The 13,895-nt window shown below is 63.2% G+C and carries 15 protein-coding genes; 13 read left to right on the top strand and 2 right to left on the bottom strand.

Annotation, left to right across the window (positions count from 1 at the left end; genetic code table 11):
- Positions 1-32 precede the first annotated feature (32 nt).
- From hmuQ to DXH78_RS02585, 3 genes are all read left to right on the top strand, one after another.
- A complete protein-coding gene (hmuQ, locus tag DXH78_RS02595; RefSeq protein WP_115515593.1) occupies positions 33-377 on the top strand; it encodes a heme-degrading protein HmuQ in 345 nt (114 codons plus the stop codon).
- 34 nt (positions 378-411) lie between these two features.
- Positions 412-933 (top strand): heme utilization cystosolic carrier protein HutX, encoded by a 522-nt coding sequence (gene hutX, locus DXH78_RS02590; protein ID WP_245416709.1) that lies wholly within the window; start codon positions 412-414, stop codon positions 931-933.
- Positions 934-1,032: 99 nt separating this feature from the next.
- Positions 1,033-1,335 (top strand): c-type cytochrome, encoded by a 303-nt coding sequence (locus DXH78_RS02585; protein WP_168192685.1) that lies wholly within the window; start codon positions 1,033-1,035, stop codon positions 1,333-1,335.
- Positions 1,336-1,341: 6 nt separating this feature from the next.
- Here DXH78_RS02585 and DXH78_RS02580 read toward each other — a convergent pair whose 3' ends face one another.
- Complete coding sequence (locus DXH78_RS02580) at positions 1,342-2,325, bottom strand: PDR/VanB family oxidoreductase (protein ID WP_210209498.1); 984 nt, start codon at positions 2,323-2,325, stop codon at positions 1,342-1,344.
- Positions 2,326-2,635: 310 nt separating this feature from the next.
- Here DXH78_RS02580 and DXH78_RS02575 point away from each other — a divergent pair, with 310 nt between their 5' ends.
- From DXH78_RS02575 to phoB, 8 genes are all read left to right on the top strand, one after another.
- Positions 2,636-3,694, top strand: a complete 1,059-nt coding sequence (locus tag DXH78_RS02575) for a putative bifunctional lysylphosphatidylglycerol flippase/synthetase (RefSeq protein WP_115515591.1) — start codon at positions 2,636-2,638, stop codon at positions 3,692-3,694.
- Positions 3,695-3,763: 69 nt separating this feature from the next.
- Positions 3,764-4,972 (top strand): ATP-binding protein, encoded by a 1,209-nt coding sequence (locus tag DXH78_RS02570; protein WP_115515590.1) that lies wholly within the window; start codon positions 3,764-3,766, stop codon positions 4,970-4,972.
- A gap of 249 nt (positions 4,973-5,221) precedes the next feature.
- Positions 5,222-6,271 carry a phosphate ABC transporter substrate-binding protein PstS gene (pstS, locus tag DXH78_RS02565; RefSeq protein ID WP_115515589.1) on the top strand — a complete coding sequence of 350 codons (1,050 nt, stop codon included), beginning with the start codon at positions 5,222-5,224 and terminating at the stop codon, positions 6,269-6,271.
- Between the two features lie 164 nt (positions 6,272-6,435).
- Positions 6,436-7,458, top strand: a complete 1,023-nt coding sequence (pstC, locus tag DXH78_RS02560) for a phosphate ABC transporter permease subunit PstC (RefSeq protein WP_115517684.1) — start codon at positions 6,436-6,438, stop codon at positions 7,456-7,458.
- A gap of 2 nt (positions 7,459-7,460) precedes the next feature.
- Positions 7,461-8,324, top strand: a complete 864-nt coding sequence (pstA, locus tag DXH78_RS02555; RefSeq protein ID WP_210209497.1) for a phosphate ABC transporter permease PstA — start codon at positions 7,461-7,463, stop codon at positions 8,322-8,324.
- On the top strand, positions 8,321-9,136 hold the full coding sequence (pstB, locus tag DXH78_RS02550) for a phosphate ABC transporter ATP-binding protein PstB (protein ID WP_115515588.1): 816 nt from the start codon (positions 8,321-8,323) through the stop codon (positions 9,134-9,136). The genes pstA and pstB overlap by 4 nt, the downstream gene beginning before the upstream one ends.
- A 33-nt stretch (positions 9,137-9,169) precedes the next feature.
- Positions 9,170-9,886 (top strand): phosphate signaling complex protein PhoU, encoded by a 717-nt coding sequence (gene phoU / locus DXH78_RS02545; RefSeq protein WP_115515587.1) that lies wholly within the window; start codon positions 9,170-9,172, stop codon positions 9,884-9,886.
- A 14-nt stretch (positions 9,887-9,900) separates the two neighbouring features.
- A complete protein-coding gene (gene phoB, locus DXH78_RS02540; protein ID WP_115515586.1) occupies positions 9,901-10,605 on the top strand; it encodes a phosphate regulon transcriptional regulator PhoB in 705 nt (234 codons plus the stop codon).
- 90 nt (positions 10,606-10,695) lie between these two features.
- On the opposite strand, the gene DXH78_RS02535 is transcribed toward phoB, so the two are convergent.
- The gene (locus DXH78_RS02535; protein WP_115515585.1) at positions 10,696-11,184 is read right to left on the bottom strand and encodes a GcrA family cell cycle regulator; all 489 of its coding nucleotides are present in this window, start codon (positions 11,182-11,184) and stop codon (positions 10,696-10,698) included.
- 507 nt (positions 11,185-11,691) lie between these two features.
- Here DXH78_RS02535 and DXH78_RS02530 point away from each other — a divergent pair.
- Positions 11,692-12,918 carry an aspartate aminotransferase family protein gene (locus DXH78_RS02530; RefSeq protein ID WP_245416838.1) on the top strand — a complete coding sequence of 409 codons (1,227 nt, stop codon included), beginning with the start codon at positions 11,692-11,694 and terminating at the stop codon, positions 12,916-12,918.
- Positions 12,915-13,850, top strand: coding sequence for an ornithine carbamoyltransferase (gene argF / locus DXH78_RS02525; protein WP_115515583.1), 936 nt, complete (start codon positions 12,915-12,917; stop codon positions 13,848-13,850). The genes DXH78_RS02530 and argF overlap by 4 nt, the downstream gene beginning before the upstream one ends.
- The last annotated feature ends 45 nt before the right edge of the window (positions 13,851-13,895 follow it).

Genomic DNA, 13,895 nt, shown 5'->3' with positions numbered 1-13,895 from the left:
CGCCAGCAAGCGCCAGCCAAAAGGGTAATGCCATGTCTCAATTCATCGCGATGAACCGCTTCAAAGTGAAGAAGGGTTCCGAGGAAGCTTTCGAAAATGTCTGGTCGAGCCGCGAGTCCTATCTCGACCGCATGCCGGGCTTCGTCGAATTCCATCTGCTCAAGGGCCCGGAAGCGGAAGACCACACGCTCTATTCGTCGCACACGGTGTGGCAGTCGAAAGCCAATTTCGAAGCCTGGACCAAGTCGGAAGAGTTTCGTGCCGCCCATGCGCGCGCGGGCAACAATTCGAGCAATGCGCCGCTCTATCTTGGGCACCCGCAGTTCGAGGGCTTTGAAGTGAAGCTCACGCAGACCAACAAGGCCGCCGTCGCCTGACGGCGGCGCCTTGCCCCGCGCGAGACAACACATCATGTCCGACACAATGACGGCGGCGTCCGATTTGCGCTCGAAGCTCGAGGCCGAACCGGGCGTCGTCATTGAAACCTTTGCCGAGGAAAACGGCGTTAGCTGTCGCGACGTTGTCGAGGCGATGCCAGCCTCGATGATCCGTTTCGTCAAAGACAACTTCGGCAACACCGCGGCTTTCGTCGAAGTGATGGGTGAGGTCGCCACCTGGGGTGACGTCACCTTCATCATTCACACCGATGACGGCATTTTCGAGTTCGGCGGCCCAATTCCGCCGGGCTCGGAAGCCCGCAACTACTACAATCTTTCCGGCGCGAAGGGGCTGCACGGCCATCTGCGTGCGGAACGCTGTGCCGGCATCTGCTTCATGGAGCGGCCGTTCTTCGGCCGGCTGTCGGCGTCGATCCTTTTGTTCAATCGCGACGGCGGTATCATGTTCAAGATTTTCGTCGGTCGCGACGACAAGCGCGAACTGCTTCCCAACCAGCTTGCGGCGTTCCGCAAGCTCGCCGACAAGATGTGCTGAGAGAGGTCCGGCCGCCGCCTGACAAAGGTCAAGGCGGCGGCCCGTCTTTCTGCTAGAGGTGTCGCCACCATGAGTCGAGGACGACACACTAGCGCTGTCTTGGCTGCCGGGATCGCCATTGCGGCGCTGGCCGCTTCCGCGCATGCCCAGGAACCGGCCGTGCGCGGACGTGCCCTGCTCAAGGACAATTGCGCGGCCTGTCACGCCATCGACCGGCTGGACCGGAGTGCGCGGCCGGCGGCGCCGCCGTTCCGAGTCCTCGGCGAGAGTTTCGATCTCGATCAGTTCGCGCGCCGCCTGCGCCAGGGGCTGGCCTCGTCGCATCCGGACATGCCGGAATTCCGCTTCAGCGCCGACGACGCCGATGCCGTCGTCGCGTATTTGCGCACGATCCAGCAGTAACGGCGTTTAGCGATCGAGCGTGATTTCGTCGCCTTTGGCGCGCGAGACACAGATCATCATCGTGTCTGCTTTTTCGGCGTGCGACAGAACGAGGTCGCGGTGATCGACCTCGCCGGCCAGAACCTTGGCGCGACAGGTGCCGCAGGTTCCGGTCTCGCAGGAACTCGGCACGTCGAGGCCGTTCGCGCGCAAGACCTCGAGAATGGATTTGTCCGCCGGCACGTCGAGCGTCGTGCCAGTCTTCGCCAGTTTGACGCGGAAGGCGCGATCGCCGCCGGTCGGCCTTGCTGCCGGTGTGAAGGCCTCGAAGTGAACGGCCGCCGGCGACCAGTGATCGGTCATCTCGCGCACCGCTTCCATCAGCGAGCGCGGGCCGCAGCAATATAGATGTTCGCGATTCAGCCGTTCCTTGAGAAACGGCTTGAGATCGAACAGGTGGGCAGGGTCGCCATGATCGTAATGAATGGTGACGGCATCCCTGAGCTCCGGCGCTGAGAGCTCTTCGCGGAAGGCTGCCGTTCCCGGCGAGTGCGCAATATAGACCAGGCGGAAGCGCTTGCCGTCGCGGCGCACCTGCCGGATCATCGCCATGATCGGGGTGATACCGATGCCGCCGGCGATGAACAGGAAGTCCTGGGCGCGTGGCGGCAGCGCAAAATCGTTGACCGGCTCGCCGATCATGATGGTGTCGCCGGCCTTGACCTTGTCGATCAGGTCGCCGGAGGCGCCGCTGCCCTTCGTATCGCGCTTGACCGCGACCTGATAGCGGTCGCGCTCGGTCGGGTCGTTGCACAGCGAATATTTCCGGATCGCGCCACCCGGCACGCGCACGGCGATATGAGCGCCGGCGGAAAATTCGGGCAAAGCCAGGCCGCCAGGTTCGCGGAATTCGAACAAATGGATACCGTCGGCGATGGGTTCGTTGCGGGTGACGCGCAGCGGCATCATGCGCGGGTCCTGGGTCTCGCCTTGGCTCAAGTTCTGGCTCACGGGCACTCCGGTCGGGTCGGAATCGAAAGCAAGAGGTGGCGGTTGTCGGCCGCGGCGACAAGGCCCGTCGCCGCATTGCCGTCCTACCTAAGGCGCGAACCGGCGGTGCGTCGATCCGACGTGGAAATGGGCCCCGCCGCCGATGCGCCGCCCCTCGCGCCGGCCTTCCAGTTCTGCTACGGGGGAGCCCGCGCTGGCGGAAAAGGCGCGTGGCGGCAATGGGGCGGTCTGACCGGTCGCCTCATTTTGAGACTCTGGGGCCTCAAAAAACACGCCATGTGCCGGTAGGGGACGACGCCGCGGAGGGCCGATGCTGGAATTCTTGCGCGCAGTGGCGCGTCTTTTTCATCGCTATATCGGGTGGCAGCGCGTCGGCTTTGTGCTCAGCCTGGTCATCATCGGGACCGCCGTATCCGTCCTGTACCGGATGCTGCACAAGATCGACATCAATGAAGTGTGGCGGGCGGTCCATGCCACCAGTCTAGGCGATATCGGGATCGCCGCGCTGTTCGTGGCCGGCGGCTATTTCACGCTGACTTTCTACGACCTGTTCGCGCTGCGCACCATCGGCAAGACGCACATCCCCTATCGCATCGCGGCGCTCGCTGGTTTCACCAGCTATTCGATCGGCCACAATATCGGCGCTACGGTGTTTACCGGCGGCGCGGTACGTTACCGCATCTATTCGATGTACGGCCTCGATGCCATTGACGTCGCCAAGATCTGCTTCGTTGCCGGCCTGACCTTCTGGCTGGGCAATGTCACCGTGCTGGGTATTGGCATCACCATTCACCCGGAGGCTGCCGGCGCCATCGATCAGCTCGGTCCCGGCGTCAACCGTGCTATCGGAATCGGCCTGCTCGCTATTCTCGCCGGATACCTGGCCTGGGTGTTCACCGCGCCGCGCGAGATCGGCCGCGGTGGCTGGACCGTGAACCTGCCAAATGGGCCGACGACTCTGCTGCAGATCGTCATCGGCATTTTCGACCTGATGTTCTGCGCGCTGGCGATGTACATGCTGGTGCCGGCGGAGCCACACATCGATTTCATTACGCTTGCGGTCATCTTCGTCACCGCGACTTTGCTCGGCTTCGCCAGCCACGCGCCCGGTGGTCTCGGCGTGTTCGACGCGGCGATGCTGGTGGCGTTGTGGCAATACGACAAGGAGCAGTTGCTCGCCGGGTTGCTCCTGTTCCGGCTGCTCTATTATCTTGTGCCGTTCGCGCTCGCAGTTACGATCGTCGGTGTGCGTGAAGTGTGGTTGAGCCTCAAGGGTACGCGGTCGAAAATCGAGCTGCATCCCGTGGCGACCGTGACCAAGCCGATCGTGACTGAACTCGAAGGCGACGGCCCCAAGTCGAACGCCTAGGGTACTGGCTTGGATTCCATCAGCGCCGGAAAGGCACTAGGATGCGCGCGTTGATCACGGCATGGCGCCATGACGAGCGATAACGATTCCAGCGACAGGAGCAGGCAAGGCCGCTGGCGCGGCGCCTGGCGCGCATTGACCGGCCGCGTCGCTGAAGAGGGTGCGCTGGCGCGTCCGGCCTCACTGCCGCGGCGCGGTGGGTTGTCTCGCCGGGTCCGTCTTATCGATGCGCTGATCGGCGGCCTGCCGGCAGCCGCGATCGTCCTCGACCGCGATGGCCGCGTCGTCGCCTTCAATCACGCCGCCAAAGGCATCGCGCCGGCTTTGCGCGCGGGCGAGCCGGCGCTGATCGCGTTACGCATGCCGGAACTGGTCGACGCGGTACGCCGCGCCACCAAACGGCGCGAAGCCCAGCGCGTCGAGTTCTTCGAGCGCGTGCCTTATGACCGCTGGTTCGAGGCTTTCGTCACGCCGGTATCGCTGCCCGAGAACGACGGCGGGCAGATCGATCTATTGCTCATGACATTCAACGATCTGACGCCGCTGCGCCGCGTCGAGGAAATGCGCGCCGATTTCGTGGCCAATGCGAGCCACGAATTGCGCACGCCGCTGGCCGCGGTGCTCGGATTCATTGAGACGCTGCAGGGGCCTGCCAAGAACGATGCCGTCGCGCGCGAAAAATTCCTCGCCATCATGCAGCAGCAGGCCTCGCGCATGGCGCGGCTGATCGACGATCTGTTGTCGCTGTCGCGCATCGAACTCAACGCACATATGGCACCGAGTACACCGGTTGAACTGGCGTCGTTGGTGCGGCAGGTGGCCGACGGGTTGCAGACGCTGGCGCGCGACCGGCAAGTCGAAATCCGTCTGGTGATGCCGCCCGAGTCGCTGGCCGTGCTCGGCGACCGCGACGAACTGATCCGTGCCCTGGAAAATCTGGTCGAGAACGCGCTCAAATACGGCGCGGCCGGCAAGCGCGTCGACATCACCCTGTCGCGGGGGCACACCCGGGCCGGCATCCCGGAGGCGCGCATCGCGGTGCGCGACTTCGGCCCGGGTATCGCGCCCGAACATCTGCCGCGGCTCACCGAGCGCTTCTACCGCGTCGATGTCGCCGACAGCCGCTCGCAGGGCGGCACCGGTCTGGGTCTTGCGCTGGTCAAGCACATCCTCAACCGGCACGGCGGCCGCGTCGCGGTGGAGAGCGTTCTGGGTCAGGGAGCGACCTTCACAATGCACCTGCCTCTGCGCACAGGCGAAATCCCCGCCGGTCAATAATCTTATTATATTTCAATATCTTACGTTGTCATGTGATTGTCATCGAAGCTTTATAAAACGATGACACGCCAACTCTATGGCTGACCACGGGCTTCGGAAACGACTTGAGCCAACGCAAGAAAAACTCCCGAACCGAAGCCCATTCGGGGTGCGTTAAACAACAGCGGCCGCCCATCTGCAGGACTCAAGCACTGACCGTGCCGACCCTGCGGGTTCGTACGTCAAAGGCCGCAAACATGGAGAGATTCCTTGAAACACTGGACCGTACTGGCAGCCGCCGGCCTTCTCGCCGCCGCCGTGTCGCTTCCGGCCAATGCCGCCGACATCTCGGGTGCCGGCGCCACGTTCCCTTATCCGATCTACGCCAAGTGGGCGGACGCCTATAAGAAAGAAACCGGCATCGGTCTGAACTATCAGTCGATCGGTTCGGGTGGCGGCATCAAGCAGATCAAAGCCAAGACCGTGATCTTCGGCGCGTCGGATGCGCCGCTCACCGGCAAGGACCTTGACGAAACCGGCCTTGTTCAGTTCCCGATGGTCATGGGCGGCATCGTGCCGGTCGTGAACCTTGAAGGCATCAAGCCGGGTGAGCTCGTGCTCGACGGCCCGACGCTGGCCAAGATCTTCCTGGGCGAAATCAAGACCTGGAACGATCCGGCCATCGCCAAGCTCAATGCCAAGGTGAAGCTGCCCGATCAGGCCATCGCCGTTGTGCACCGCTCGGACGGTTCGGGCACCACGTTCAACTTCGCCTACTACCTCGCTGAAGTCAGCGCGGACTGGAAGTCGAAGGTTGGCGTGAACACCGCGCTGCAGTGGCCTGTCGGCATCGGCGCCAAGGGTAACGAAGGCGTTGCTAACAACGTCGGCAACACCAAGGGCTCGGTCGGCTACGTCGAGTACGCGTACGCGCTGCAGAACAAGCTGACCCATACCAACATGATCAACAAGAACGGCAAGAACGTCGGCCCGACCTCGGAAGCCTTCCAGGCCGCTGCCGCCAATGCCGACTGGAAGTCGCAGCCCGGCTATGGCGTCATTCTCGCCAACCAGCCTGGCGACCAGTCGTGGCCGATGACCGCCGCGACCTGGATCCTGATGTACAAGAAGCCGGTCGACCCGGCCGCCACCGCCTCAGCCCTCAAGTTCTTCGACTGGGCTTACACCAAGGGCGACAAGATGGCCGAGGAACTGCACTACGTTCCGATGCCGGCGAAGGTCGTAAAGGACGTCGAAGGCTACTGGGCGAAGGAAGTGATCGACGCCAACGGTAAGCCGATCTACTCGATGACCAACTAAGCGTATCGCTTCGAAAGGGGCGCCGTTCTGGCGCCCCTTTCTCCTTCACGTTATTGTCTGGCGGTCATCATAAGGTGGCGGCCGGTGTCGGTCTGGCGGTTGTTGAACAGCGTCAGGCATTTGTGTGGCCGCCCGCAGCAAACATCGGCTTCGGAGCGTGTCTGATGAAGAAGACCTTGGGGAGACGGCCTGTGGCGGATGTGGCGTTGCAAAGTGGAAGCCTCTCGGTTGCTGAAGCATCCGATCGCAGCAAGGTTCTTCAAAAACTACGCATAGGCGATATCGGTTTTCGCCTGCTGACGCGCGGGGCAGCCATCACGGTTCTGTTGATCCTCGGTGGCATCATCGTTTCGCTGGTCTGGGGCTCATGGGAAGCCATGGGCAAATTCGGCTTCGCCTTCCTGATTACCGAAAGCTGGAATCCGGTCACCGAACAGTTCGGCGCCATCTCGCCCATCTACGGTACGATCGTCACATCGATCATCGCCATGGTGATCGCCGTTCCGATCGGTCTGTTTATCGCGCTGTTCCTCACCGAACTGTGCCCGATGTTCCTGCGTCGCCCGATCGGCATCGCCATCGAACTGCTCGCGGGCATCCCCTCGATCATCTACGGCATTTGGGGCCTGTTCGTCTTCGCCCCGTTCCTGCAGCAATACGTCCAGCCGCTGCTGATCAATACGCTCGGCAATGTGCCTGGCATTGGCGGCCTGTTCGCCGGCCCGCCTTACGGCATCGGCATTCTTACCGCCGGCCTCATCCTCGCGATCATGGTGTTGCCTTTCATCACCTCGATCTCGCGTGACGTATTCTCGGCCGTGCCGCCGGTGCTGAAAGAGGCGGCCTACGGTCTCGGCTGCACCACCTGGGAAGTGTCGCGCTACGTCGTGCTGCCGTTCACCCGCGTTGGCGTCATCGGCGGCGTGATGCTGGGCCTCGGCCGCGCGCTCGGCGAGACGATGGCAGTCACGTTCGTGATCGGCAACGCCCACCGCATATCGGCCTCGATCCTTGCACCCGGAACGACGATATCGGCGACCATCGCCAACGAGTTCACCGAGGCCGTCGAGTCGGTTTACACGTCCTCGCTCATCTTGCTTGGCCTCATCCTGTTCGTGATCACGTTCATCGTGCTTGCGTTCGCCCGCATCATGCTGATGCGCCTCAACGCCCGCGTGGGAGCCTGATCATGGCATTGATCTCTGGCGCGCAAAGCCCGCTCTACGCCCAGCGTCGGCGCAAGAATGGCATCACAATGGCCCTTGCCTACGTCGCAACGGCCTTCGGCCTGACCTGGCTGGTCCTCATTCTCGCCGTGCTGCTGTGGGAAGGTTTCAGCGGTCTGTCGCTGCGCGTCTTTACTGAAATGACCCCGCCGCCTGGTTCGGCCGGCGGCCTGCTCAATCCGATCCTCGGCAGCGTGGTCATGACCGGGCTGGCGGTGTTGATCGGCACGCCGCTCGGCATCCTCGCCGGCACCTACATGGCGGAGTACGGCCGTTACGACAAATTGTCCTCCGTGGTTCGTTTCATCAACGACATCCTGCTCAGTGCGCCGTCGATCGTGATCGGCCTGTTCGTTTACGAGATCATGGTAGCTCAGATGGGCCACTTCTCGGGCTGGGCCGGCGCCGTCGCGCTCGGCGTGATCGTGGTGCCGGTCGTGGTGCGTACCACCGAAGACATGCTCATCCTGGTGCCGGATACGCTACGCGAAGCTGCGGCTTCGATCGGGCTGCCGCGCTCGCTGATGATCAGACGTGTCGCTTACCGCGCCGCCCGCGCCGGCATGATCACCGGCGTGCTGCTCGCGGTGGCGCGTATCTCCGGCGAAACCGCACCGCTGTTGTTTACCGCGCTGAACAACCAGTTCTGGAGCACCGACATGAATGCTCCGATGTCCAGTTTGCCGGTTGTCATCTTCCAATTCGCATTGAGCCCCTACAAGGACTGGCAGGAGCTCGCCTGGACCGGCGCGCTTATCATCACGCTGTCGGTTCTGACCTTGAGCATCGTCGCCCGCGCCCTCGCTTCGCAGAGTAAATCGTCATGACCATGGCCACTTTTACCGTCCCGACCGTCACCAACACCGTGAACCCGGCCGAAGGCCTGGTCGACAAGGTCACCGTGAAGAATCTCGATTTCTTCTACGGCGATCACCGCGCCCTGAAGAACATCAATGTCTCGCTGTACGAGGGCAAGGTCACCGCCTTCATCGGTCCGTCGGGCTGCGGCAAGTCGACCTTGCTGCGCATCCTCAACCGCATGTACGACCTTTATCCGAACCAGCGCGCGACCGGCACCGTGCGCCTCGACAACGACGATATCCTGGCGCCGTCGCAGGACCTCAATTTGCTGCGCGCCAAGGTCGGCATGGTGTTCCAGAAGCCGACGCCGTTCCCGATGACAATCTATGAGAACATCGCCTTCGGCATCAGACTCTACGAGAAGCTGCCGAAGTCCGAACTCGACGGTCGCGTGCAGCACGCGCTGGAGCGCGCCGCGTTGTGGAACGAGGTCAAGGACAAGCTGGGCGCCAACGGCCAGTCGCTGTCGGGTGGCCAGCAGCAGCGCCTGTGCATCGCCCGCACTGTCGCCGTGCGGCCCGAGGTTATCCTGTTCGACGAGCCGTGCTCGGCGCTCGACCCGATCTCGACTGCCAAGATCGAAGAGCTGATCGACGAGCTCAAGGAAGACTACACCATCGCCATCGTCACCCATAACATGCAGCAGGCGGCGCGCGTCTCCGACTTCACTGCCTTCATGTATCTCGGCGAACTCGTCGAATACGGCGAGACGACCAAGATCTTCACCGCGCCGAACGACCGCCGCACCCAGGATTACATCACCGGCCGCTTCGGCTAGGCCGGCGCCGGCAAGGATTGAAGGATCAGGATTATGAACGAACAGCACACCGCCAAGGCTTTCGACGTCGACCTGCAGGAACTGTCGCGGATGGTCGCCGAGATGGGCGGCCTGGCAGAGAAGCAGGTTGCCGATGCCGTTGACGCGTTGGCCAAGCGCGATACCACCATGGCGCAGCGGGTCACCGCTTCCGACAACGCCATCGACGTCCTCCAGCATGAAATCGAGGAAAAGTCGGTGCTCACCATTGCCCGCCGCCAGCCGATGGCGGTGGACCTCCGCGAAATCGTGGGCGCGCTGCGGCTTGCCAACGATCTTGAGCGCGTCGGCGACCTGGCCAAGAACATTGCCAAACGCGTCATTGCGCTCAACGCCGAGTTCCCGCCGCCGAAGCTGATCCGCGGCGTCGAACACATGACCGATCTCGTGCTCGGCCAGCTCAAGGCGGTGCTCGATGCCTACGCCCGGCGCGACGATGCCAAGGCGATGGCGGTGTGGCGCGGCGATGAGGAAATCGACGCGGTCTGCACCTCGGTGTTCCGCGAGCTGCTCACCTATATGATGGAAGATCCGCGCAACATCACCTTCTGTATTCACCTGATGTTCTGCGCCAAGAACATCGAGCGCATGGGCGACCATGCCACCAACATCGCGGAAACCGTCCACTACATCGTGGATGGCGCACCGATCACCGAACGCCGGCCGAAGGGCGAGACCGAGATCTCCGCGCTGACCGGCACCAACGCCTGACGAGCCACCGAAGCATGAGCGCGCGAATCCTGATCGTCGAAGACGAGGAGCCTCTCACGATGCTCCTCGTCTACAATCTCGAGAAGGAAGGCTACGAGGTCGAGACCGCGGCCCGCGGCGACGACGCCGACACCAAGCTGAAAGAGCGTGTGCCGGATCTCGTGGTGCTCGACTGGATGCTGCCGGGGCTGTCGGGCATCGAATTGTGCCGCCGGCTGCGGGCGCGGCCAGAGACGCAGAATCTGCCGATCATCATGCTGACCGCGCGCGGCGAGGAGAGCGAGAAGATCCGCGGCCTCGCCACCGGCGCCGACGACTACATGGTCAAGCCGTTCTCGGTGCCGGAATTGCTTGCCCGCGTGCGCGCGCTGCTGCGTCGGGCCCATCCGGATCGCGTTGCCACCGTGCTCAACATCGGCGACATCGAACTCGACCGGGACAAAAAACGCGTGTCGCGCAGCGGCAAGCCGATCGATCTCGGCCCGACCGAATATCGTCTGCTCGAATTCCTGATGGAACGGCCCGGCCGTGTGTTCTCACGCGAGCAATTGCTCGACGGTGTCTGGGGCTCCGACATCTATATCGATGAGCGGACCGTGGACGTTCACGTCGGCCGCCTGCGCAAGGCCATCAACCGTGGCCAGCAAGCCGACCCGATCCGCACTGTGCGCGGTGCCGGCTATGCGCTCGACGACCGCTTCGGTCGGGCCGCCGGCTAACTGCGCAGCGCCGCGCGCCGGAGCCTAGGCGTCCAACAAAAAAGGCCGAAGCTTTGCCCCGGCCTTCGTCATCCCATTGATGTCAGTGTCTCAGCCCCTGAACGCCGGCTTCTGGCGGCGGCGATCGTTTGCCGGCTGGTAGGCGACGCGGCAGTGGAAGCTGCAATAGGGCTGGTCCTCAGCAGCTTCGCCGCCGCAGAAGAAGAAATCCGGGCCCGACGGATCGCCCACCGGCCAGCGGCAGGTTTTTTCGTTGAGCTGCAGCAGCGTCTTGCGCTGCTCGAGCGGGATTTCCAGCAGTTCGGGTTCGGGTTCGACCTCGTAGTCATAGGCCAGCGCGGTATTGCCGCGCACCTGAGGCCGCTGCACCCGGATCATGTGGCCGGAGGAACGGGCCTTGCGCGGGCGCGGCGCGCTCGAAGTGGGGCTTTTGGCACGACCCGACAGGCCGAGCCGGTGTACCTTGCCGATCACGGCATTGCGGGTGATGCCGCCGAGCTCGGCGGCAATCTGGCTGGCCGACAGACCGTCGGACCAGAGCTTTTTCAGCAGTTCGACCCGCTCATCGGTCCAGCTCATGGGGTATTTCCCTCGGCGATCCAGGCGTTTGGACAGAATCCACCCCCGTCGTCCGGCGCGGCTTTTCCGCACCTGAACGTGTACGCTTCAGGGATGAACCAGATTTAGGCGGCGGCACGCGATATGTCGTATCGCCTGACCAAAAAACTACACTATGGGTTGACTCGGCCGCAAGCATTTGCAATCGGCTAAAACTCTCCTCCCACAGGTTTTCCTTTAGAATCCGCGACTGCGGTGATTTTGAGTCGCGAATCGGCCGAGGTGGTTCGGTTGACTTGGCCCCGGCCTCCAATAAAATGCCGTCCAAGTGCCGCCCGGCGAGGCGGCACGTTTCGTTTTGGGCGCTGCCAGCCGGGAAAACGCTTAGCCCAGGTCCGGTTCCGTAGCCGGCCGTGGGCTAGTCATCGGCGAATGGTATTGAACGTCCTCGGGTTCTGCCCCGGGGCTCGTTGCCGTTTTCCGAACTGGCGCCGCCGGGCGTTCCGATTGTCGTTTCGTGGAAAGAGACTGGCCGTGAGCTCGCATCTGTTGCCGACCTATGCCCGTGTGGACCTCGCTTTCGAGCGGGGCGATGGTGTCTGGCTAACCGCGACCAACGGCAAGCGCTATCTGGACTTCACCTCCGGCGTTGCCGTCAACGCGCTTGGCCATTCGCACCCGCACATGGTTGCGAAGCTGACCGAGCAGGCTGGCAAGCTGTGGCACACCTCGAACCTCTACCGCATTCCGGAAGGCGAAAAGCTCGCCGAGCGGCTGTGCCAGCATAGCTTCGCCGACTTCGTGTTCTTCCAGAACTCCGGCACCGAGGCGATGGAATGCTGCATCAAGATGGCGCGGAAGTATCAATACGCGTCCGGCAAGCCGGAACGTAACCGCATCATCACCTTCGAAGGGGCCTTCCATGGCCGTACGCTGGCGGCGCTTGCCGCGACGGGCAACAAGAAGTATCTCGAAGGCTTCGGCCCTAACATGCAGGGCTTCGACCAAGTGCCGTTCGGCGACCTTGAGGCGGTCAAGAAGGCAATCACCGCCGAGACCGCCGCGATCGTCACCGAGCCGCTGATGGGCGAGGGCGGCGTGCGCGTCGTGCCTCACGAGTTTTTGCGCGCACTTCGCAAGCTGTGCGACGACAACGGCCTGCTGTTGATCTTTGATGAGGTGCAGACCGGCGTCGGCCGCACCGGCGATCTGTTCGCCTATCAGCATACCGGGGTGACTCCCGACATCATGGGTCTGGCCAAGGCGCTCGGTGGCGGCTTTCCGATCGGCGCGTGCCTGGCAACCGCGGAAGCGGCCAAGGGCATGACCGCCGGCTCGCACGGCTCGACCTTTGGCGGCAACCAGCTCGCGATGGCCGCCGGCAATGCCGTGCTCGACATCGTCGCAGACAAGGCTTTCCTCGACGAGGTCAAGCGCAAGGGCCTGCTGCTGAAACAGCGGCTCGCAGAGATCAGGGATCGCTATTCCTCCGTCGTCGCCGAAGTGCGCGGCGAGGGCCTGCTGATCGGCTTGCGCATGGTGCCGCCGGTCGGCGAGATGGTCGATGAATTGCGTAACGAAGAGATGATCACGGTTGCGGCCGGCGAGAATGTCGTTCGACTGCTGCCGCCGCTCATCATCAGTGACGACGAGATCGGCGAAGCGGTGAACCGCATCGAGCGCGCCTGCGCCAAGCTGGCGCAGGCGCATCCGCGGCAAGGCGATCAGGCCGGCAAGCCGGGAGCGGCGGCATGAGCGACCCCAACAATCAGGTGAGGCACTTCCTCGATCTGACCGATATCCCGAAGCCGACGCTGAAGGAGATGATCACGCACAGCCGCGCCATGAAGGCCGCGCAGAAGCGGGGCGAGGGCGTCAAGCCGCTCGCCGGCAAGACTCTGGCGATGATCTTCGACAAGCCATCGACGCGGACCCGCGTGTCGTTCGATGTCGGCATGCGCCAGCTCGGCGGCGAAGCCATCATGCTCACCGCTCAGGAAATGCAGCTCGGCCGCGGCGAGACCTTGGCCGACACCGCGCGCGTTCTGTCGCGCTTCGTCGATGCCATCATGATCCGCACGCTGAGCCATGAAGAGGTCGCCGAGATCGCAGCCAATGCCACCGTGCCAGTAATCAACGGCCTGACGCGCCGTTCGCATCCGTGTCAGGTGCTGGCCGACGTCATGACCTTCGAGGAACATCGCGGGCCGATCACCGGCCGCACTATTGCATGGACCGGCGACGCCAATAATGTCTGCGCTTCGCTGATGCATGCCGCCGAGCGCTTTGATTTCGAATTGCGCGTGGCCTGTCCGCCGGAACTCAAGCCGAAGAAGTGGCTGGTCGATTGGGTCAAGGCGTCCGGTGCGAAGATCAAGATCGGCGACGATCCGGAAGCGGCGGTCAAGGATGCCGATTGCGTGTTCACCGACACCTGGGTGTCGATGGGCGACCGCGAGGCCAAGCACCGCCATAATATCCTCAAGCGCTACCAGGTGAACGCCGCGCTCATGGCCAAGGCCAAGCCCGACGCCTTGTTCATGCACTGCCTGCCGGCGCATCGCGGCGAGGAAGTCACCGACGAGGTGATGGACGGGCCACAGTCGGTGGTGTTCGACGAGGCGGAGAACCGCCTGCACGCCCAAAAAGGCCTGCTTGCCTGGTGCCTGCACGCCGAGCACGCGTAAAAACACGTCATTCCGGGGCGGTTGCATCAGCGAGCGAACCCGGGG

Origin of the sequence: Undibacter mobilis, assembly GCF_003367195.1 — a bacterium.
GTDB lineage: Bacteria > Pseudomonadota > Alphaproteobacteria > Rhizobiales > Xanthobacteraceae > Pseudolabrys > Pseudolabrys mobilis.
This window is presented reverse-complemented; position numbering and strand designations above follow the sequence as displayed.